At 70.6% G+C, this 20,213-nt stretch carries 17 protein-coding genes and 1 riboswitch; of the genes, 1 reads left to right on the top strand and 16 read right to left on the bottom strand.

Going from position 1 to position 20,213, the window contains the following annotated elements:
- Window positions 1–342: 342 nt before the first annotated feature.
- The 15 genes from ACIRP7_RS04820 to ACIRP7_RS04750 form a co-directional block, all read right to left on the bottom strand.
- On the bottom strand, window positions 343–1,641 hold the full coding sequence (locus tag ACIRP7_RS04820) for a class I SAM-dependent methyltransferase (protein WP_403654261.1): 1,299 nt from the start codon (window positions 1,639–1,641) through the stop codon (window positions 343–345).
- Between the two features lie 230 nt (window positions 1,642–1,871).
- On the bottom strand, window positions 1,872–3,248 hold the full coding sequence (locus ACIRP7_RS04815; RefSeq protein ID WP_352388250.1) for an NAD(P)/FAD-dependent oxidoreductase: 1,377 nt from the start codon (window positions 3,246–3,248) through the stop codon (window positions 1,872–1,874).
- A gap of 430 nt (window positions 3,249–3,678) precedes the next feature.
- Window positions 3,679–4,620: an exopolyphosphatase gene (locus tag ACIRP7_RS04810; RefSeq protein ID WP_403653976.1), complete on the bottom strand. Its 942-nt coding sequence runs from the start codon at window positions 4,618–4,620 to the stop codon at window positions 3,679–3,681.
- Complete coding sequence (locus ACIRP7_RS04805; protein WP_403653973.1) at window positions 4,617–5,153, bottom strand: DUF501 domain-containing protein; 537 nt, start codon at window positions 5,151–5,153, stop codon at window positions 4,617–4,619. Before ACIRP7_RS04805 ends, ACIRP7_RS04810 begins: the two co-directional genes overlap by 4 nt.
- 30 nt (window positions 5,154–5,183) lie before the next feature.
- Complete coding sequence (locus ACIRP7_RS04800; protein WP_403653970.1) at window positions 5,184–5,660, bottom strand: septum formation initiator family protein; 477 nt, start codon at window positions 5,658–5,660, stop codon at window positions 5,184–5,186.
- Window positions 5,661–5,797: 137 nt separating this feature from the next.
- A complete protein-coding gene (gene eno, locus ACIRP7_RS04795; RefSeq protein ID WP_403654258.1) occupies window positions 5,798–7,090 on the bottom strand; it encodes a phosphopyruvate hydratase in 1,293 nt (430 codons plus the stop codon).
- A 292-nt stretch (window positions 7,091–7,382) separates the two neighbouring features.
- Window positions 7,383–8,087 carry a transglycosylase family protein gene (locus ACIRP7_RS04790; RefSeq protein ID WP_403653967.1) on the bottom strand — a complete coding sequence of 235 codons (705 nt, stop codon included), beginning with the start codon at window positions 8,085–8,087 and terminating at the stop codon, window positions 7,383–7,385.
- Window positions 8,088–8,090: 3 nt separating this feature from the next.
- Window positions 8,091–8,258: riboswitch (cyclic di-AMP (ydaO/yuaA leader) on the bottom strand.
- Window positions 8,259–8,464: 206 nt separating this feature from the next.
- Window positions 8,465–9,451 carry a transglycosylase family protein gene (locus ACIRP7_RS04785; RefSeq protein WP_403653964.1) on the bottom strand — a complete coding sequence of 329 codons (987 nt, stop codon included), beginning with the start codon at window positions 9,449–9,451 and terminating at the stop codon, window positions 8,465–8,467.
- Window positions 9,452–9,642: 191 nt separating this feature from the next.
- A complete protein-coding gene (locus tag ACIRP7_RS04780) occupies window positions 9,643–10,929 on the bottom strand; it encodes a cytochrome P450 (protein WP_403653961.1) in 1,287 nt (428 codons plus the stop codon).
- Window positions 10,930–11,061: 132 nt separating this feature from the next.
- Window positions 11,062–12,060 carry a nucleoside triphosphate pyrophosphohydrolase gene (locus ACIRP7_RS04775; RefSeq protein WP_403653958.1) on the bottom strand — a complete coding sequence of 333 codons (999 nt, stop codon included), beginning with the start codon at window positions 12,058–12,060 and terminating at the stop codon, window positions 11,062–11,064.
- 150 nt (window positions 12,061–12,210) lie between these two features.
- Window positions 12,211–12,858 carry a SurA N-terminal domain-containing protein gene (locus tag ACIRP7_RS04770; protein ID WP_403653955.1) on the bottom strand — a complete coding sequence of 216 codons (648 nt, stop codon included), beginning with the start codon at window positions 12,856–12,858 and terminating at the stop codon, window positions 12,211–12,213.
- Window positions 12,859–13,068: 210 nt separating this feature from the next.
- Window positions 13,069–13,905, bottom strand: a complete 837-nt coding sequence (locus ACIRP7_RS04765) for a glycoside hydrolase domain-containing protein (RefSeq protein ID WP_403653952.1) — start codon at window positions 13,903–13,905, stop codon at window positions 13,069–13,071.
- A gap of 110 nt (window positions 13,906–14,015) precedes the next feature.
- On the bottom strand, window positions 14,016–15,509 hold the full coding sequence (locus ACIRP7_RS04760; RefSeq protein ID WP_403654255.1) for a protein kinase: 1,494 nt from the start codon (window positions 15,507–15,509) through the stop codon (window positions 14,016–14,018).
- Between the two features lie 38 nt (window positions 15,510–15,547).
- Window positions 15,548–16,171, bottom strand: a complete 624-nt coding sequence (locus tag ACIRP7_RS04755) for a hypothetical protein (protein WP_403653949.1) — start codon at window positions 16,169–16,171, stop codon at window positions 15,548–15,550.
- Between the two features lie 94 nt (window positions 16,172–16,265).
- Window positions 16,266–18,356 carry an N-6 DNA methylase gene (locus ACIRP7_RS04750; protein WP_403653946.1) on the bottom strand — a complete coding sequence of 697 codons (2,091 nt, stop codon included), beginning with the start codon at window positions 18,354–18,356 and terminating at the stop codon, window positions 16,266–16,268.
- A 264-nt stretch (window positions 18,357–18,620) separates the two neighbouring features.
- Here ACIRP7_RS04750 and ACIRP7_RS04745 point away from each other — a divergent pair, with 264 nt between their 5' ends.
- Complete coding sequence (locus ACIRP7_RS04745) at window positions 18,621–19,415, top strand: hypothetical protein (RefSeq protein WP_403653943.1); 795 nt, start codon at window positions 18,621–18,623, stop codon at window positions 19,413–19,415.
- A gap of 54 nt (window positions 19,416–19,469) precedes the next feature.
- Here ACIRP7_RS04745 and ACIRP7_RS04740 read toward each other — a convergent pair whose 3' ends face one another.
- A complete protein-coding gene (locus tag ACIRP7_RS04740; RefSeq protein WP_403653940.1) occupies window positions 19,470–20,213 on the bottom strand; it encodes an N-acetyltransferase in 744 nt (247 codons plus the stop codon).

Below are 20,213 nucleotides of genomic sequence, written 5' to 3'. Positions count from 1 at the left end.
GCTCCCCGGGCATAGGGCAGTTGCGGCGCCGCCACAGCGAGAGGGGCGGTCCCCTCTTCCCACCCGGCATTCCACCCACGGGAGCACAGCAACTCCCGCCCACCCACGGGCACACGGCACGCTGGGCCGCCACAGAGGTAGCGGCAGGCACCTCCCGCCCGGCACCCCGTCGCCCGACAGGCCGGCCGCGCCGGCACTGCTGTCGCTCCCGTACCCATGGAAGTACAGCACCCCCCGGCCGCGCCCCCGGGCACACGGCACGCGGGGCCGCCACGGAGAGAGCGCTGACCCCTCCCCCCGGCCGCCCGGCAGGGCCGCCGTGCCCATGGGCGGACGGTGGCGTCAGTTCCAGGTGCGGGATCTCAGGGGCAGGCCGGAGGTGCCGGATTCGGGGGTTCTGATGGCGAGGACCTGGTTGACGCCGATGCGGTTGCGTTCGAAGGCGAGGGCGCTCGCGGCCATGTACAGCAGCCACACGCGGGCCCGCCCGGGGCCGGCGATCCGGACCGCGCGCTGCCACTGGGCCTCCAGGTTGGTGACCCAGCGGCGCAGGGTGTGGGCGTAGTGCTCGCGGATCGACTCGACGTCCCGCACCTCGAACCCGGCCCGCTCCAGCATGGTCACGGTGGTGCCGAGGGGGGCGAGTTCGCCGTCGGGGAAGACATAGGAGTCGATGAACTCGTCGACGTGGTACGCCGATTCGTCGGTGTGCGGGCGCCGGGCGATCTGGTGGTTGAGGAGCCGTCCGCCGGGCTTCAACAGCTTGAGCAGGTCCTCGGCGTACTCCAGGTACCGTTCGGCGCCGACGTGTTCGGCCATGCCGATGGAGGAGACGGCGTCGTACGGCCCGTCGGTGACGTCCCGGTAGTCCTGCACCCGGATCTCGACGCGGTCGGTGAGCCCCTCGTCGGCGACGCGCTTGCGGGCGTAGGCCGCCTGTTCCTGGGAGAGGGTGATGCCGACGACGCTCACGCCGTACTCGCGGGCGGCGTGGATGGCCATCGAACCCCAGCCGCAGCCGACGTCCAGGAGTCGCTGCCCGGACGTCAGGCCGAGCTTGCGGCAGACGAGGTCCAGCTTGTCGCGCTGGGCCTGCTCCAGGGTGCCCTCGGGTTCGGGGGCCGCCCAGTAGGCGCACGAGTACACCATCGACGGGCCGAGGACGATCTCGTAGAAGGCGTTGCCGACGTCGTAGTGGTGGCTGATGGCCCGCTTGTCGCTGCGCCGGGTGTGCAGATGGCCGCGGACCCGGCGGACCTCCTCGGGCGGCGGGGCGGGCGGCAGCGGCGGCCCGGCGAGGGCGACGAGTCCGCGTACCGCGGAGCGCACCTCGGGTTCGCGCAGGGCCTGCCAGAGGGTCCTGGTGTCCTCCCCGCGCTCCCACACGAGTCCGGAGATCAGGCCGAGGGCGGTGTAGAGGTCGCCGTCGACCTCCACGTCTCCCGCGACCCAGGCGCGGGCAAGCCCCAGCTCGCCCGGTTTGAACAGCAGCCGGCGTACGGCACGCCGGTTGCGCACGACCAGCGCGGGCGCGTCGGGCGGCCCGGCCTCCGAACCGTCCCAGGCGCGGATCCGCACCGGTAGCGGTACTCCCAGCAACTGCTCGAAGAGGGCTCTGAGCCGCAGCGCGGCACCTGCCATGGCGCACACCTCCGTGACGAGGATCCCGGAATTGTCCACCCGGGTAAACAGCGCCATGCCGGAGCGCAGTCCCTTCGGCGGGTCACGTCTGGGCAAAACACATGTAGCAGCCATGTACACCCGGTGGGCGCGGGAAGCGCGGGAACGCCGAAGGACCTCCCGCACCACGGATGGCGGGAGGTCCTTCGGGGTGGATCAGCGACCCGGGCCGGTCAGGTGACCGGAGTGGGTCAGGAGGCCTTCGCCTCGGTCTTCTTCGGCTCGGCGGCCGGCACGGGCCGCGCGGCCTCGTAGAACTCCTCGCGCGGGTTCTCCATGGCGCCGAGGGAGACGACCTCGCGCTTGAGGAACATGCCGAGGGTCCAGTCGGCGAAGACGCGGATCTTGCGGTTCCAGGTCGGCATGGCCAGACCGTGGTAGCCGCGGTGCATGTACCAGGCGAGACGCCCCTTGAGCTTGATCTTCATCTTGCCCATGACGATCATCGCGACGCCCTTGTGCAGGCCGAGACCCGCTACAGCACCCTTGTTGGAGTGGCTGTACTCCTTCTGCGGGAAGCCCCGCATCCCGGAGATCACGTTGTCGCCGAGGACCCGCGCCTGGCGCAGCGCGTGCTGGGCGTTCGGCGGGCACCAGGCGTTCTCGACGCCGGCCTTGCGGGCGGCGACGTCCGGGACCTGGGCGTTGTCGCCGGCGGCCCAGATGTAGTCGGTGCCCTGGACCTGGAGGGTCGGGGCGGTGTCCACGTGACCGCGCGGGCCCAGCGGGAGGCCGTAGCGGGAAAGGACCGGGTTCGGCTTGACGCCGGCGGTCCACACGATGGTGCTGGAGTCGACCTCCAGGCCGTTCTTGAGGACCACGTGGCCGTCGACGCAGGAGTCCATCGAGGTGGAGAGGTAGATCTCCACGCCCCGGCTCTCCAGGTGCTCCTTGCCGTACTGGCCGAGCTTGGGGCCGACCTCGGGGAGGATCTTGTCGGCGGCATCGACGAGGATGAACCGCATGTCCTCGCGCGAGACGTTGCTGTAGTACTTGGCCGCGTCGCGGGCCATGTCCTCGACCTCGCCGATGGTCTCCGCGCCCGCGAAGCCACCGCCGATGAACACGAAGGTGAGCGCCTTGCGGCGGATCTCCTCGTCGGTCGTGGAGTCGGCCTTGTCGAGCTGCTCAAGCACGTGGTTGCGCAGGCCGATGGCCTCCTCGATGCCCTTCATGCCGATGCCCTGCTCGGCGAGGCCGGGGATCGGGAAGGTGCGGGAGACCGCGCCGAGCGCGATCACCAGGTAGTCGAAGGGCAGCTCGTACGCCTCACCCACGAGGGGGGCGATCGTGGCGACCTTGCGGTCCTGGTCGATGGTGGTGACCCGGCCGGTGAGCACCTCCGCCTTCGGCAGCACGCGTCGCAGCGGGACGACGACGTGGCGCGGGGAGATGTTGCCGGCGGCGGTTTCGGGGAGGAAGGGCTGGTAGGTCATGTACGACCGGGGGTCGACAACCGTGACGGTCGCCTCGCCGTAGCGCATCTTCTTGAGAATGCGCCGAGCTGCGTACAGGCCTACGTACCCACCGCCTACTACGAGGATCCTGGGACGCTCCGTGGTGCTCATGCCATCGAGTATCCACCCGCCTCAGGGGGGTCGCTCGTGCGCCCCTTCACAAGCTCTTGCAAGGGGTGTGTTATCCTCCGCGACTCGCGTGATCCACGTCATGGCGCGGAACGGGAACCAGCGTATCGGGCGACCCGTTGTCAATGCCGCGTGAGCTGCCTCTCCGTGCCGGAACCGGTCCCGTGAGGGCCCCTCGCGGACCCCTCGTGCACGCCTCCCCCGAAGCCCGCATCCCACCGTTTTGAACGTGTTCACACGGGTGTTGAGCCCCCGGAAGGGTCAACCGGACCAGATTCGTCGTCCGACAGGACCCAATTCCTTGTGAAGAACTTCACGAACTTTCTCGGCGACACGTCAAAGAGGGGCCCGAAGGGCCCCCCGAACGCGCTCATACGTTGTTCTGCCTGCTCAGCAGAGGTGCCGACAGCGCCTACGCGATCGACCACGCGATGCCGTCGAGGATGTCGTGCTCGCTCACGACGACCTCCTCGGCCCCGATCCGCTCCATGATCGCGAGGAGTACGAGGGCCCCGGCGGCGATGACGTCCACGCGCCCCGGATGCATGGAGGGCACGGCCGCGCGCTCGGCGTGGGTGGAGTGCAGCAGCCAGTCGGTGATCTCACGGACACGGTCGTGGGAGACCCGCGAGTGGTGGATGGCCCGGGAGTCGTACTCGGGCAGCTCCTGCGCGATCGCCGACACGGTGGTGACGGACCCGGCGAGCCCCACCAGCGTGCGCGCCTCGCACAGCGGGACGGTCTCTTCGGCGAGGTCGAGAGCGGCCTCGATGTCGCTCCTTATGGCGGCGATCTGCGCGTCGGTGGGCGGGTCGCTGACGGCCCCGTCCCGCACCAGATGCCGTTCGGTCATCCGCACACAGCCGATGTCCACGGAACGTGCGGCGCGCACACGGTCGTCGCCCACGACGAACTCCGTCGACCCCCCGCCGATGTCCACCACGAGGTAGGGCCTGGCCAGGTGGTCACTGCCCTTGAGCTCCTTGGTCGCCCCGGTGAAGGAGAACTCGGCCTCCTGGTCCCCGGAGATGACCTCGGGCTCGACCCCGAGGATGTCGAGGACCCCGCGCACGAACTCGTCCCGGTTCTCGGCGTCCCGGGAGGCGGAAGTGGCGACGAACCGCAGCCGCTCAGCCCCGTGTTCCTTGATGACCGCCGCGTACTCCCGGCACGCGGCGAAGGTCCGCTCCAGCGCCTCGGGCGCGAGCCGCCCGGTCCGGTCGACCCCCTGCCCCAGCCGCACGATGGTCATACGCCGGTCCAGGTCGACCAGTTCACCGGTCTCCGGGTCACAGTCCGCGACGAGGAGCCGGATCGAGTTCGTACCGCAGTCGACGGCGGCGACACGGGTCACTTGGGGTCCTCCTGCTGCTCGGTCAGGGTCACGCAGGCCCCCTTGCGCCACCACTCCGGCAGCATCGCGATCGCCTCGTCGCCCAGCGGGTTCACGCCCGGGCCGGCGGCCAGCGAGTGGCCCACCAGCACGTGCAGGCACTTCACCCGGTCCGGCATGCCGCCCGCGCTCGGAAAGCCCTCCAGGACCTCGATGGCGTCGCGGCGCGCGAGATAGTCCTCGTGCGCGGCCCGGTACGCCTTCGCGAGCTCCGGATCGGTCTGCAGCCGCTCCGTCATCTCCTTCATGACGCCGTTCGCCTCCAGCGTGCCGATCGCCGAGGCGGCGCGCGGGCACGTCAGGTAGTACGTCGTCGGGAAGGGCGTGCCGTCCGGCAGCCGGGGCGCGGTCTCCACGACGTCCGGCTGCCCGCACGGGCACCGGTGCGCGATCGCCCGCAGCCCGCGCGGCGGCCGCCCGAGCTGCTGCTTGAAGGCCTCGACATCCGCGTCGGTCGGCTCGGTGCGCGGGGTGGAGGGCGGAGGCGTTTCCATGCCTGTCTTTCTATCGGTCCATCGGTCGGTTCACTGGTCGGAGGCGTCGGACTTGTCGACCCCGTCCCAGACGTTCGCGTACCAGGGGCGGTCGGCCGCGCCCAGGTCGGCGCGGGACTGCCGCGCCGCGTCCGGGTCGACGACGACGAAGCCCGTCTCCCCCGGCAGCACGTAGTGCAGCCGCTGCCGGATCTGCTGCTCCGCGTACGCGTCGTCCTGCCAGCGCGCCTTGAGGTCGCGCAGCTTCTCGACCCGCTCGGCGGCCCGCGCCTTCTCCCGCTGGACATCGGCGATCTCGGCGCGCTGGGAGACGTACTGCCTTATCGGGTACGCCAGCGCCACCACCAGCGTGCACAGCACGAGGGCGAGCAGCGCGGCCCGGCCGGTCAGCCGGGAGCGGCGGGCCTGCCGCTTGGTCTGGGAACGGTAGACCCGGGCCGCGGTCTGCTCGCCGAGCAGCCTGATCCTGGTCGTGGTGGAGAAACGGTCCCGGTCCTTCACGGCCATCGGCTCTCCGCCTCCCCTTCTACGTACGTACGTCCCCGCACACGGTACGGGACCGGTACGGGGACGTACGTACGACTGGCTGAGGCTTAGCCCTGCCGGGGTCAGCCCTTGAAGCTGCTCAGCCCTTGCTGTGCTGATCAGTTCGCAGAGCGAAACCGCGGGAACGCGCTGCGGCCGGCGTACACCGCCGCGTCGTCGAGGATCTCCTCGATGCGCAGGAGCTGGTTGTACTTGGCGACGCGGTCCGAGCGGGCCGGGGCGCCGGTCTTGATCTGGCCGCAGTTCACCGCGACGGCGAGGTCGGCGATGGTGACGTCCTCGGTCTCGCCGGAGCGGTGGGACATCATGCACTTGAAGCCGTTGCGCTGGGCCATCTCGACGGCGTCCAGGGTCTCGGTCAGCGAGCCGATCTGGTTCACCTTGACGAGCAGGGCGTTGGCGCTGCCCTCCTCGATGCCGCGGGCCAGGCGCTCCGGGTTGGTGACGAACAGGTCGTCGCCGACGATCTGGACCTTGTCGCCCAGCTTGTCGGTGATGACCTTCCAGCCGGCCCAGTCGTCCTCGAACAGCGGGTCCTCGATGGAGACGAGCGGGTAGGCCGCCACGAGCTCCTCGTAGTACTCGGTCATCTCGGCGGCCGAGCGGGACTTGCCCTCGAACTCGTACTTGCCGTCCTTGTAGAACTCCGACGCGGCGACGTCGAGCGCGAGCGCGATCTGCTCGCCGGGGACGTAGCCGGCCTGCTTGATGGCCTCGATGATGAGGTCGAGCGCGGCGCGGTTGGACTCCAGGTTCGGGGCGAAGCCGCCCTCGTCGCCCAGGCCGGTGGACAGGCCCTTGGTCTTCAGCACCTTCTTGAGGGTGTGGTAGACCTCGGCGCCCCAGCGCAGGGCCTCGGAGAAGGACTCCGCGCCGATCGGGGCGATCATGAACTCCTGGATGTCCACGTTGGAGTCGGCGTGCGAGCCGCCGTTCAGGATGTTCATCATCGGCACCGGCAGCAGGTGCGCGTTCGGGCCGCCCAGGTAGCGGAAGAGCGGGAGGTCGCTGGCCTCGGAGGCGGCGTGGGCGACGGCGAGCGAGACGCCGAGGATGGCGTTGGCGCCGAGGGAGCCCTTGTTGTCGGTGGCGTCCAGGTCGAACATCGCCTGGTCGATCAGACGCTGCTCGGTGGCGTCGTAGCCGACCAGCTCCGGGCCGATCTGCTCGATGACGGCCAGCACGGCCTTCTCGACACCCTTGCCGTGGTAGCGGTTCGGGTCACCGTCACGGAGCTCGATGGCCTCGAACGCGCCCGTGGAGGCGCCGGAGGGAACGGCGGCACGACCGGTGCTGCCGTCGTCGAGGCCGACCTCGACCTCGACCGTGGGGTTGCCTCGGGAGTCCAGGATTTCCCGGGCTACGACGACGTCGATGGACGGCACGAGCATCTCCTTCTTGGGATGTGACACGGTCCGCCGGGACCGCGGTGGGTTCTGCGAGACCGAGCCTAACCGGCTCCGGGGGTTCGGCCACCGTGTGGACCGCCCCCTGGACAGAACCGAGAGTAAATTGTTTCTGAACTGAACAAAGACATGCCTCGACGGGGCATGAAAAGCCCCGCCCCGGTGCGTACGGGGGAAGACGCACCGGAGCGGGGAGCCCGTGGGGACGGGGGGTGACCCTCACGAGGCCTTCATCCTGAAGGACACGGTTGTGAGGGCGCTGTGGTTCAGCTGGGTCCTACTTGAGGTGCAGCTGCTGACCCGGGTAGATGAAGTCCGCGTCGGTGATGATGTCCTTGTTCAGCTTGAACAGCTTCTGCCAGCCGCCCTTGACCTTGTGCTTCTCGGCGATCGAGCTGAGGGTGTCACCCTTGACGACCTTGTACTCGCCGTCGCCCTTCTTGACCTTCTTGCCGGTCGGGGTGGTGACGGTCTTCTTGGCGGCCGGACGGTCCGCCGAACGCGAGGCGCTCTGCTTCTCGGTCGAACGGCTGCTCGTGTTCGAGGAGCTGGAGTTCGAGGAGCTGGAGTTCGAGGAGCTGGAGGAGGACGAGCTGCCGCCGCTGTAGCCGGCGCTGGACAGGCCCTTGCCGCAGACCGGCCAGGCACCCTTGCCCTGGGAGGCGAGGACCTTCTCGGCGACGGCGATCTGCTGGGACTTGCTGGCCTGGTTGGCCTGCGCGGCGTACTGCGTGCCGCCGTACGCGGCCCAGGTGGAGGCCGAGAACTGCAGGCCGCCGTAGTAACCGTTGCCGGTGTTGATGGACCAGTTGCCGCCGGACTCGCACTGGGCGACGGTGTCCCACTCGGAGGCGGTGGCGGCGGAGGCGTTGCCGGCCGCCATCAGCGGGGCGGCGATGGCGACACCGGTGACACCGGCAAGCGCGGCGGCACGGGTGGCCTTGGACGGACGACGGTGCTTGCCCTTACCGGAAAACAGCATGGTGGATCCCCTCACCGACGCCTGCGAGGTGAGCTGTCGGGTTCGGGCCGGTTGAGTTGCCCGGCCGCACATCTCGCGATGCGCGGCTTCACCCCAAGCCGGTCCAGCGTGAACTGCTGGGCCCGGCACTTACCTTGGGTCCCCCGCTCCTGCCTACGGCGCTTGACGCGACGACTGTTCCCGTACGGCCGCTGGCAGGATTCGGCGTTGCGACAGACGGGGCTCGGGTTGCCGAGCGGTCACGACCGTAGACACGCGCTCGGCGGAATTTCAAAGACGATCAGGGCTTCTGAGACTCATCCCACACTTTCACTAAAGTGGACATTCAGTGGCGAAGTGTGACGTGAACTCCCGCTGTTTTTCAGGCCTTTTCAGCCCTATTCAACCCCTGTGTCGAGGGTCTGACCGGCGACGATGCCGCTCGGGTCGGCCCCGATGCGGTCCTTGTTCTCGGCATAGAGGGCACGCCATCCGCCGTCGAGGCCAAGGGAGTCGGCGATGGAGGCGAGCGAGTCGCCCTCCTGGACGGTGTAGGTGCCCGCGGCATGCCGGCCGGCCGGGGAGGAGGCTGTGCTCTTCGTCGCACTCTCCTCGGCGCTGCCGCCGCGGTGCTTGCCGGAACCGAGGGCGCCGACGTCCACGAGGGCCGAAGAGCTGCCCTGCTGCCACGACTTGTCCGCTTCGTCCTCTTCCGGGCTCACCACGGGCGAGCTGTCGGAAGGCTGTGCGTCCTCCGCGGTGGAGTCCCCGGAAGGCGAAGAGTTCTTTTTGCCCGACTTGGCGGAACTGTCGCCATTGGAGGCGGTGGCCGACGGCGAGGGAGTGGCGGACGAACCGTCCAGCGCGCCGAGCAGACCGGAAGACTCCCCGGCGCCCGACGAGTCGGAGGAACCGGACGAGCCGGATGAACCGGATGATGCCGACGAGTCGGACGCCGAGGGCGAGGGCGTCTCGCTCCCCACCCCCGTGTCCACGTCGGCCGCACTCGAGTCCTTGCTGAGACCGCCGAGCAGACCGCAGGTGGGCCAGGCGGCGATGCCCTGGTCCGCGAGGAGCTTCTCGGCCACGGCTATCTGCTGGTTGCGGCTGGCCAGGTCCGCCGTCTCGGCGTATTCGAGGCCGCCGTACTTCTCCCAGTTCTCCTGGGACATCTGGAGGCCGCCGTAGTAGCCGTTGGCGTCGTTGGCGCTCCAGGAGCCGCCGCTCTCGCACTCCGCGACCCGGTCCCAGGTGGTGCCGGTGGCGGCGCTCGCTCCGGTCGCTCCGAGCAGTGGGATCGCGATGGCAGAGCCCGTCACACCGGCCGCCACGAGGAGAGCGGGAGCCTGACGGGGGCGACGGTGACGACCGTTCCCGGAGAGCATGAGGGGACCTTTCCCGAGACAGCAAATACCGGCGCGGCGAGTGGTGCGGGGCACCGCGCTGGTCCGTGAACGTATAGGGGTTCGATCACTTGTCACAAGTTAATGCCGCGTAGATCACGTGAGGATCACAAACTTGAGGACTCGTCATGTTTACCCGCTCCATGCGGGGACAGGACGGGCCTCTCGGCCGATTACCGGACGGGCGTGAACTCCACGGGCAAAGTGCGCAGTCCACGCATGATGAGCCCCCCGCGCCACCGCAAATCAGCCGAATCGACCGCCAGTTGGAGATCCGGGAGACGGGTGAGGAGGGTGGCGATCGCGGTCTGGCCCTCCAGGCGGGCGAGCGGGGCACCGAGGCAGTAGTGGATGCCGTGGCCGTAACCGAGGTGCTGATTGTCACGGCGGGACAGATCGAGCACGTCGGGGTCGGCGAACCGCTCCGGATCCCGGTCCGCGGCGGCGAGTACGACGAGCACCGGGTCACCGGCGGCGATGTCCTGCCCGCCGATCCGCAGGGGTTCCGTGGCGAACCGCCAGGTGGCCAGTTCCACCGGGCCGTCGTACCGCAGCAGTTCCTCCACACCGGTCTCCAGGAGGCCTCTCTCCTGCCTGGCCAGGGATTCCTGCAGCCGGTCGCGCTGCTCGGGGTGGGTGAGGAGGGCGTAGGCACCGTTTCCGATCAAATTGACGGTGGTCTCGAAACCTGCGAACAAAAGAATGAAGGCCATGGCCGCGGCTTCGTTCTCGGTGAGGTGCTCCCCGTGGTCGGAGGCGCGGATGAGCGCGGAGATGAGGTCCTCGCCGGGAGGGGGCTCGTCGGGCAGCGCTTCCCGCTTCCGGTGGATGAGCTCGGCGAGATAGCCGCGCATCTTCTTCACGGACCGCGCCACCCCGCCTCGCGGCCCACCGCCGTGACGGATCATCATGCCCGCCCAGTCCCGGAAGTCGTCCTGGTCCTCGCGCGGGACGCCGAGCAGGTCGCAGATCGCGTAGATGGGGAGCGGGAAGGCGAACTCGTGGATCAGGTCGGCGGTGCCCGCGGCCGCGAAACCGTCGATGAGACGGTCGGTCAACTCCTGCACCCGGGGCGCGAACTCGGCGACCCTCCGGGGCGTGAACGCCTTGCTGACGAGCCGTCGGAGCCTGGTGTGGTCCGGTGGGTCGATGTTCAGCAGATGCGTCATCAGCTCCGCCTTGCGCTCCCCCGGGATACCGGTCTTGCCCTTGGCGTGCGCGGGCTCGTCGTGATGCGCCGGGTTCTTGCTGAGCCGCTGGTCGGCGAGGGCCTGCTTGGCATCGCCGTACCGCGTGACGAGCCAGGCCTCCACCCCACTCGGCAATCGGGTCCAGTGCACGGGGGCGTGTTCCCGGAGCCAGGCGTAGGCGGGGTAGGGGTCGGTGGCGAACTCCCAGGTGAAGAGCTCGGGGGCGGAGGAGGCGGGCGGGGCAGGGGTGGCGGGGGGCTGGTCGGTCACTCCTCGACGTTATCCGGCGGGGTGAGGGGGTGTTCTCGTTGCCGTTTCCCGCACGTGCCGAGGGCCCTCCCTCCTCCCACCTGCCAGGCCCCTCCCCCACCCAACCGGCGCTACTTCCCCCCTCTCACCCCCTCACCCCTCCACCTCCCGGATCGCATCCCGATACACCCGTGCCGCAGCCCTCAGCGCCGCCTCCGGGTCGACGCCCTCGGCCTCCGCGCGGGTGGCCAGGGCGAGGAGTTCGTAGCCGATGCCCTCGGTCTTCGGGAGGGGGACGTCCAGCCCCGCCGTCCGCACCCGGGACGCCAGCTTGGCCGCGAGGGCGAGGCCGGGCTGGCCGAGGGGGATGCCCTCGGTCACCGAGGTGCGCTGTTTCTCTATCGCCTTGGTGCGCAGCCAGTGGGCCTTGACCTCTTCGGGGGTGCTGGCGGTCTCGTCGCCGAAGACGTGCGGGTGGCGGTGGATGAGCTTGGCGACGATGCCGCCGGCGACATCGTCGACCGAGAAGGGTGCGTCCGGGTCCTCCTCGGCGATCCGGGAGTGGAAGACGACCTGGAGCAGCACGTCCCCGAGTTCCTCGCGCAGTTCGTCGCGGTCGCCCTCCTCGATCGCCTCGACGAGTTCGTACGCCTCCTCGATGCCGTACTTCGCGAGGCCCTCGTGGGTCTGCTGGGAGGACCACGGGCACTCGGCGCGGATGCGGTCCATGACCTGGACGAGGTCGAGGAGCCGGGCGCCGGGCAGGTCGTATGAGGCAGGGAGCAGTTCCAGCGCGGGCATCTGCACGCGTCCGGATCCGGCGAGGCGGGCCAGACCGTCCGTGAGGGCCGGCTCGCCCTCACCCGTGGCCACCACGACCACCGTGTATCCGCCCGCGCACGCTCGGACCAGTTCCTGCGCGGTCGGGGACGTCTCGTCGACCGGTATCCCCGCCTCCCGCAGATACGGCAGCTGAGGGTGGGCACCGTCCGCGCACAGAACTCGGTCGGCTTCGTGCAGCGCCTGCCAGGCGGGCCAGGACAGCAGGCCGGGGGCGACGCGGTGGCTGGTGGTGAGCAGGACGATGCGGCCGGGGGCGGACGCCGGGTCGGTGTCCTGGTCGGGGGCGGGCTCGAAGCCGGTTGCGTTCACAGTTCGAAGCTAACGCACGGCGCCGACGGGGCGATCAGGTTGTCCACAGGCAGGGGGTGGCGGGGTGATCGTACGATCATCCGCCCGCCGCGCACTCTGCCTGCTGCGCCCTTTTCCGCTGCGCGCTCTGTTCGCTGCGCGCTCGGTTCGCTAAGCGGTCTGTTCGCTCCCCGCCGCCGTGACCTCCCGTACCCACGGGGTCTTCGCGTCGACGCGGGTGCTCTTCTTGACGTCCCAGGTGCCGTAGCGCGGGTTGAGGTCGACGGCGAGTTGCCTGGACGCCTTGCTCAGGGCGTTCCAGAAGGCGGGGTCGCTGGTGTCGGTGCCGAGCTTCCCGGCGAGTTTCTGGGCCTCCAGCTGGAGGCGGAGGTTGTCGTCGAGGCGTTCGGGTGCGATGCCGTACCGCTGGAGCCAGGTCGTCTCCAGGCCCTTGGCGCCGCCCGCCTGCTCCTCCAGGCCGGACCGCAGCTCCTGGACCTCCTTGCGGGTCACGGACACGCCCGCGTCGGCGGCCGCCTGGTGCAGTACCCGGTCCAGGACCATGCCGTGCAGGACGTCACGGGTGAGGGTGCCGGTCTTGGCGATGGCCTGCTTGTACTGCGTCTCGTCCGTGACGGCGGCCCGCTGTGCGTCACGCACCTCGGTCACCCGGTTCTCCAGCTGGGAGACGGTGATCCGCTGCCCGCCGACGACGGCCGCAGCGCCGGGATGCGCGTCGTTTCCGCAGGCGGTGAGCAGGGGTGCCGCGGCGGCGAGGGCGGCGGAGAGGACGAGCGCGGTGCGACGACGGCGGTGCAAGGAGGCCTCCCGAGGAGATTGTGCAGGCAAGCAGGTGCGGCGCGAAGCGCCTCGTTGAGGGGCGGTGGTCGGGTGACGGGCGGGCGCACAAGGTCTTGCGGTGATCGATGGTAGGCAGGGGACCGGCTCTGGCCAACCCATTCGACCAACGATTCGCCGGGACTTCGGGCACCGCCGCGCATTCACCGCACGCACGCGCGCGTGCCAAGGTCAGCCGGTGAGGGCCACCGGGCCGTCCCAGGCGTCGCGGTCCACGGTGATCGTGTAGCCGTTCCGCGTCTCCTTGCTGTTGACCATGTACTGGTGGCCGCGGCTGTGATCGGTGTACTGGGTCTTGCCGAACGGCCAGTCGGCCGTCGTGGTGTTCTGCTTGTCCCACAGCGCGTACCAGAGGTTGCCCGGCAGGTCCGTCTTGTCGGTCGCGTTGGCGATCGCCTTGGCACTGGAGCTGGTGAAGCCGTAGTAGCCCGCGCGGTACGTCTTCGCGCGCAGGGTCTTGCCGAAGGCGCGTACATAGGTGAGCACGGCGTCGTTGCACGCCTTGTTCGTGATGTCGTAGGCCTCCATGTCCAGGTAGATCGGGCTGCCGGTCTTCATGCCGAGCGCGGAGGCCTTGGCGACCGCGTCCGCGCCGTCCTTCGCGCCCAGGGAGGCGGCGGTGGAGGCGGTGAGCTTCTCGGGGCTGGAGCCGCTCTGGCAGGGCGGCTGGGCGCCGACGTAGAGCGGGATGAGCTTCCAGCCGGCCGTGCTGACGGACTTGACCCAGGAGGCGGTGAGGTTGGGCTGGGAGCAGCCGCGGTTCTTGCCGCCGACGTAGACGGCGGCGGCGCCGTAGAGGCCGCCCTTCCATGCCTTCATCGCGGACAGGGAGGGGGCCGCGCAGGTGTCGAAGGCGCGGCCGGTGTACGTCTTCTGCGCGGGCCAGGTGGTCGCGGCCATCGAGCTCTGCGCGGCGAGGCCCGCGCCGGCGACCACGGCGGCCCCGGCGACGCCCCACGTGATGTATCTGCGCTTCTTCGACTGCCGATGGCTGGACCTGGACGACATGGACTACCCCACCCCTGGATGTGCTGTTGATCGTGCCGGTGATTGTGCTGTACATGCGTACTTGTGGAAACGAAGCGTAGAGCCAAGCGGCGGGGCCTTGTGACCCGCCCCTAACCCCGCACCTGTCCCAGCCACTGGAGCGTCCGGCGGACCTCCACCGCGAGCGGGTGACCCGGTCCCTGGAGGCGCTCCACGTCGTGCAGCAGCCGCACGAGGGTCTCGTGGGCGGCCGCGCGGTCGCCGACGGCGAGCAGGAGGTGGCCGATGCGGCGGCGGACGTCGTGGGCGAGTTCGGGGTCGCCGGCCACGTACTGGTTCTCGTAGTACGGCAGCAGGGCCCGGTACTCGGCCAGCGCGGCCGCGGGTTCGCCGAGTTGTTCCAGGCACTGGGCGGCGTCGTAGCGGAAGCGCAGGGACTGCGGGTCGGCGTGGCCGGCCTCGGTGGCGCGTTCGTCGGCGAGGCGGCGCAGTTCGGGCAGGGCGCGCCGGTACTGGCCGTCGTCCATGAGGGTGGCGGCGTACTGCTTGCGCAGGGTGCGTACGACCGGGGAGTTCGCGCCGTGCTGTTCGGCGGCCGCGGGCAGGATGGCGCCGAGGATGTCGACGGCCTGGGTGATGCGGCCCTCGCCGAGGAGCTGCTTGACCTCGTCGACCGCGCGCGCGACGTCCGGCTTCTCGGCCTTGTCGGGGACGGGTGAGACGGGGGCGGGCTGGTGCGCGGGCGTGCGCGCGCGGTCCGGCCAGGGGGCGTGCGGACGGAGGAAGGGGCGTGTGGGGTCGAGGGGTGCTCCGGTGGGCGTTCCGCGCGCGGGCAGGAGCAGCGCCAGGTCCTCGTAGACGTCCTGTGCGGAGGCCGGGCGGTGCTGCGGGTCCTTGGCGAGCAGCCTCAGGACGAGCGCTTCGAGGGCCTCGGGGACCTCGGGGCGGGTGCGGCGCACGGGCAGCGGAGGTTCGTACAGGTGCCGGTGCAGTACGCCGAGCGCGGTGGAGCCGGCGAACGGGACGTCCCCGCTGAGGAGTTCATGGAGCAGTACGCCGAGTGCGTACAGGTCGGTGTACGGGCCGACCGCGCCGCCCATGGCCTGCTCGGGCGCCATGTAGGCGGGCGAGCCGATCGGTGAGCCGGTGTGGGTGAGACGGGTGGTGTCGGTGTCCATGACGGAGGCGACGCCGAGGTCGAGGACGGTGACCGTGCCGTCCTGTTTCACCATCACATTGCGCGGCTTGAGGTCGCGGTGGACGATCGGCACGGCGTGCACGGCGCTCAGTACGGCGCACAGTTGCGCGGCGATCGCGACCGCCCACTGCCAGGGGTACGGGTCGTGCTCGGCGAGATGGTCGGAGAGGTCCGCGCCGTCGACGTACTGCATGACGAGGAACAGCTCCTCGCCCTCGCTGCCCGCGTCGTGCACGGTGACGAGCCCGGGGTGGTCGACCTGCGCGGTCACCCGGCACTCCCGCACGAACCGGCGGCGCAGTTCGTCGGCCTCCTGTCCGGCCACCTTGTCGGGGCGCAGCAGCTTCACCGCCACGCGCCGGTCCAGCCGTTGGTCGTAGGCCGTCCACACCTGTCCCATGCCGCCCTGCCCGATGAGCGTGGACAGTGCGTAGCGGTCGGCGACGACACGTCCTGCCGCCGCGGTCACCTGCCGCCCTCGGGGTTGCCGTCGTGGCTGCCGCCTTGGCTGCCTTCGTGCTTGCGCAGATAGTCGCTGAGCTCGTCGAGTTCGGCGCGCACCTGGTCGATGCGGGCGGGCGCGGGGCGCTGCGGCGGCGGGGGCGGGACGACGCCGGGCGTGGGGGCCGGAGGAACCAGTGGCTGCGCATGAGGTTGCGGCTGCGGCTGATGCAGGAGCGCGGAGGTGGACGGCGGCGTCGGCTGCGGATAGCCGTAGCCGCTGTGGACGGTCGGGCCCTGGGGCGGCGGGTAGCCGGCGAACCGCCTCTGCTGGTGCACCCGGATGTCCATTACCAGGAAGTAGACGCTGCTGAAGAGGCCGAAGAGCATGACCAGTGCCATGGCGACGTCGGTCCGGGGGTCGCTCTCCGGCAGGGTGCCGACCACCGCGAAGCACGCGATGGACAGCGGAAGGCTCGCCCATGCCAGCACCCAGTCGACCGACCGTCCGCGCAGGAAGGCGACCCGGAGCAGCGGAGCGCAGGCGAGCAGGCCGCACGAGAGGAAACCGGCGGCGGCGAGCAGCACGCGCAAGGTGATGACGGTGCCTGAGCTGCGGGCGGGCGGCACCGCGCCGTGGCCGTACATGAACGCTCCTGAACCGGGATTCGATGTGGGGTTCGAGCGTATAGGCCGATACCGACAACCGGTCACGGGTTGTACCGAACCGTTGTCGTCCTGATCAGTCGGGCGCGACCGTTCCATCGGTGAGCCCGTCGTACATCCCGCGCACGAGCTGCTCCCCGAGCCGGCCCGCGTGCCGGAGCGCCCGCTCGAACTCGTCGAGCGTGCGGAAGCGTTCGCCATAGCGGCGTTGTTCGTCGAGCGGGAGGCGGGGCAACTGGAGCCTGCGCACGTCCAGGCGGGTCGCGGTGGAGGCGTAGCTGCTGGCCTGGCGGTTGTTGGCGGTGCCGCGCAGGAAGCCGGCGAGGAACCAGGGGTCGAGCGCCGCGGGATCGGGGCGCAGCAGCACGAGGTTGCGGCCGAGGGCGGCTCCCCCGGTCGCCGCGTCGATCACGCGCGCCATCGAGCCCCCGCCGAGCACCGGTACGACGACATCGCCCACTTCGGTCAGCACGGCCTCCTCGTCGCTCTCGGGCAGCGTCCCGGAGGGGGCGGCGCCGGAGAGGACGTCGTGGTCGGTGAGGACGGGCACACGTGCGTGGCCGCCGCTTCCCCCCGTGCGCAGCATCAGGGCGCCCCCGCGCGCGAGTTCGCCGATGGTGATGAGCGGCCACCGTGCGGGGTGCGCGGTGTCGGCGCGCGGCGGGGCGAGGTCCGCGGTCAGGCGCAGGGTCTCCCCGAGCAACTCGCGTACCGCCGTGAGCTGTTCGGCGCCGTCGGCCGCCGAGGGGGGCGGCAGGTGGCGGGCGGGGGCGAGGTCCACGTCGTCGTCGAGGAGGTCGATGACGGGCACCGCGCGTGCCAGACCGGGCCGTTCGGTGAAGCGGCCGGGTCGTCCGAAGGCCTGCCAGGCGTCGAGGACGGCTTCGCGCACGGTCCGCCAGTCCGCCCCGCCCCGCCCCTCACCGGCGAACTGCCCCACGTCGACGAGGAGCACCTCCGGCTGCGCGGGCGCCCTCTCCGGGCGGCGCAGCACCCACAGGTGCAGGGGGATGTTGTACGGCGGTGCCGCCCCGACCGGCAGGGCGATCACGGCGCGCAGGGCACCGCGGCGCAGCAGGTCGGCGCGGATACGGCGGCCGGAGCGGCGGGACGCTGCCGCGGGCGGCATGAGCAGGACACCGGCGCCGCCGTCCTTGAGGCGGGCGAGCGCGTGCTGGACCCAGGCCAGCTCGGACTCGGTGCGGGCGGGGAAGCCGTACTCCCAGCGGGGGTCGTAGGCGAGTTCGTCGTGGCCCCAGTTGCGCTCGTTGAACGGCGGGTGGCACAGAACGACGTCGGCGCGCAGGTGCGGGTGAGCGTCGGCGCGCAGGGTGTCGCCGGTGGCGCCGCGCACGGTGGACCAGGTGTGCAGGGCGAGTCGGAGCGTGGTGAGCGCGGCGAGTTCGGGGGCGCTGTCCTGTGCGTAGAGCTGCTGGTCGGGGCGGGTGGCGGCGGCCCGCAGGAGGGCGCCGGTGCCGCAGGCCGGGTCCAGGACGGTGCGGGCGGGGCCGGCCAGGTCGGCCATGAGACCGGCCAGGTCGGCGGGGGTGAGCGTGTACTGGCGCGGGTTGGCGTCGAGGTGGCGGCCGAGCAGGAACTCGAAGGTCTGGCGGGCGCCCAGCTCGGCGGCCAGCTCGGCGACGCCGCGGAGGAGGGGGGCGGAGGGGAGGAGTTCCGGGCCGGTGGGGGTGTGGACGGCGGGCTGAACCGACTCCAGGGTGTTCACAGTGGAAGAGCTGCTCTTGACCGACGCGCTGCTCGTTGCCGACTCAGCCCCGAATCGTGGTGTGAACACTTCCCGCAGCGCCCCCGGGAGCATCTCCGCCAGGCGCTCGTCGGAGCCGGCGCTCACCTCCAGCCAGACCGGCGGGCGGTCGTGGATCAGCAGCAGGACGCAGCCCGCGTGGATCAGCGCGGTGACCGGGCCGTCGGGGTGGCCGGAGAGCTGCTGCCAGACGCGTTCACGGAGCGGGACCTCGGCGAGTTTTCCCTGCTTGCGCAGCCAGGACTCGACCTCGGCGAGCGCGAAGGAGGGGCTGGTCTCGGTACCGCCGACGGGCCTCGGGAAGTCGGCGTGGCGGCGGCGCCAATTGCTGACGGCCGCGCGGCCCACACCGGCCAGCCGTGCGATACCGGCGGCGGTCACCTCAGTCGCGTTGTCCTGCACCCGCCCGCTCCCCTCGTCGTACCGCACCAGCCCTGCGACCGCGTGTGACGCCGAGCATACCGATGCACGCAAGATCCACCCATTCACGCTGTGTACCTGACGGTCGGCGTGAATCGTGTTGACTCGGTTCACAGCCTCTGATCTTATTGACCCAGCGAACGAGCGACTGCCGCGTGACGGTGGTCGCCCCGTGGCCGCGCCCCACGCACGGCGCGCTCCGCACCTCGTCACCTGACCTCACCGCATCCCCACCAAGGAATCGCCATGCGTCGTACCGCACTCGCCGCTCTCTGCATCGCCGCCGCGGCCACCGCAGGACTCACCGGCTGCCAGCCGGGCCAGGACAAGGCCGACAGCGGGACGAGCGCGTCCAGCGCATCCGCCGCGCCGGGCAAGTCGGCCGCCAAGAAGGAGCCCTTCGCCGGGCTGACCGGCGGCGAGATAGCCGACCGGGCCACGAAGGCCACGACCGGCGCCTCCTCCCTGCGGATGAAGGGTGACATCCCCGATGACGAGAGCGGCGGCACCATCAGCCTCGACGTCCTCCTGAACAAGAAGGGCGAGTGCGCCGGCACCATCGGCATGGGCGGCAAGGGCAAGGCCGACCTGATCAAGACCGGCGACACCGTGTACATGAAGTTCGACGAGACGCTTCTGCGCGAGCAGGGCAAGGGCGAGTCGAAGGCGGACACCGACGCGGCCGTGGCCATGCTGGCCGGCAAGTGGACCAAGTCGAAGGCGACGGGCGCGGACGCCAAGGAGTTCGAGGGCTTCTGCGACCTGGGCGCGGTGCTCGACGACACCGGAGACACCGGCTCCGATGCCACCCGCGGCAAGGCGGCCACCGTCGACGGGACACCGGCGATCACACTGCACGAGAAGGACGGCAAGGAGCGCTACACGCTGTACGTCGCCACCGAGGGCAAGCCGTATCTGCTGCGGATGGACAGCACGGCCGGAGCGGACCAGGGGTCCGTCACCTTCAGCGACTTCGACGAACCGGTCCCGGCGCAGAAGCCGGCCGGCGAGATCCTGGACCTCGACGCCCTGGGCGGCTGAGCCACCGGGACCGGCACGGCACGCCTGGATACGGCACGCCAGGACGCGGCACGCTCAAAGGGCGTGCCGCATCCACAGGTTGGGCTCGACATACACCGCGTACCCGCGCTCCGGCTCGCACCGCACCGGCACCAGCGCCCCGGGCACCTCGATGTCGCCCTGGGTGTCGAAGGGCAGTCCGGTCCAGCGGCGCCACTGCTCCAGCGAGCCGGACACCGTCATGGAGGCCGGCGCCACGGCGTGCACCTGGGCACCGGCCCGGACGTGCACGCGCAGCCAGGGATCGTGCGGCAGGCCGTCGGGGCGTACGCGACGGGCGTACTCCTCGATCGGAGTGTGCGGTTCCAGGTGCTTGGCGCTGGGGCGGACGGGGGCGACGACCTCGCCGAAGCCCTGGGCGCGGGCGTTGTCACGCATCGCCGAGAGCATCCGGGCGGACAGCCCGTGGCCCTGGACGCGCGGATCGACGACGACCGAGATCGCGCTGACCGTGTCGGGCCGTACGCCGCGCCGCAGGTCGCTGAAGGCCCACACCAGTATCTCGTCCCAGCCGCGGGCGGGCAGTTCGCCGCGGTCCTCGGCGTGGAGGGCGAAGGGCACGCTGTGGCCGTGCGCGACGACCTCGCCCCGCTCGTCCTCGGCGAACAGCACGTACTCGGGGAGTTCGCCGGAGATCCGTACGTAGTGGGCGTTGCCCACGAGGTCCTCGGTGACGAACTCGGGCCAGCTGCTGGCCATGCCGAGAACGCGCTCCCGCATCTCGGGACGCTCGGCGAGAGTCGATACCTTCAGCTCCAT

This window comes from Streptomyces sp. NPDC102270, assembly GCF_044766405.1.
GTDB lineage: Bacteria > Actinomycetota > Actinomycetes > Streptomycetales > Streptomycetaceae > Streptomyces.
Note: the sequence above shows the minus strand (reverse complement) of the source record. Positions and strands in the feature narration are given on the sequence as shown.

What these genes read in the sequence shown, in the direction of transcription:
- ACIRP7_RS04820 (WP_403654261.1), bottom strand. Translation starts at nt 1,641, where the DNA reads ATGGCAGGTGCCGCGCTGCGGCTCAGAGCCCTCTTCGAGCAGTTGCTG.
- ACIRP7_RS04815 (WP_352388250.1), bottom strand. Translation starts at nt 3,248, where the DNA reads ATGAGCACCACGGAGCGTCCCAGGATCCTCGTAGTAGGCGGTGGGTAC.
- ACIRP7_RS04805 (WP_403653973.1), bottom strand. Translation starts at nt 5,153, where the DNA reads ATGGAAACGCCTCCGCCCTCCACCCCGCGCACCGAGCCGACCGACGCG.
- ACIRP7_RS04800 (WP_403653970.1), bottom strand. Translation starts at nt 5,660, where the DNA reads ATGGCCGTGAAGGACCGGGACCGTTTCTCCACCACGACCAGGATCAGG.
- eno (WP_403654258.1), bottom strand. Translation starts at nt 7,090, where the DNA reads ATGCTCGTGCCGTCCATCGACGTCGTCGTAGCCCGGGAAATCCTGGAC.
- ACIRP7_RS04790 (WP_403653967.1), bottom strand. Translation starts at nt 8,087, where the DNA reads ATGCTGTTTTCCGGTAAGGGCAAGCACCGTCGTCCGTCCAAGGCCACC.
- ACIRP7_RS04785 (WP_403653964.1), bottom strand. Translation starts at nt 9,451, where the DNA reads ATGCTCTCCGGGAACGGTCGTCACCGTCGCCCCCGTCAGGCTCCCGCT.
- ACIRP7_RS04765 (WP_403653952.1), bottom strand. Translation starts at nt 13,905, where the DNA reads ATGTCGTCCAGGTCCAGCCATCGGCAGTCGAAGAAGCGCAGATACATC.
- ACIRP7_RS04755 (WP_403653949.1), bottom strand. Translation starts at nt 16,171, where the DNA reads ATGTACGGCCACGGCGCGGTGCCGCCCGCCCGCAGCTCAGGCACCGTC.
- ACIRP7_RS04745 (WP_403653943.1), top strand. Translation starts at nt 18,621, where the DNA reads ATGCGTCGTACCGCACTCGCCGCTCTCTGCATCGCCGCCGCGGCCACC.
- ACIRP7_RS04740 (WP_403653940.1), bottom strand. Translation starts at nt 20,213, where the DNA reads ATGGAGCTGAAGGTATCGACTCTCGCCGAGCGTCCCGAGATGCGGGAG.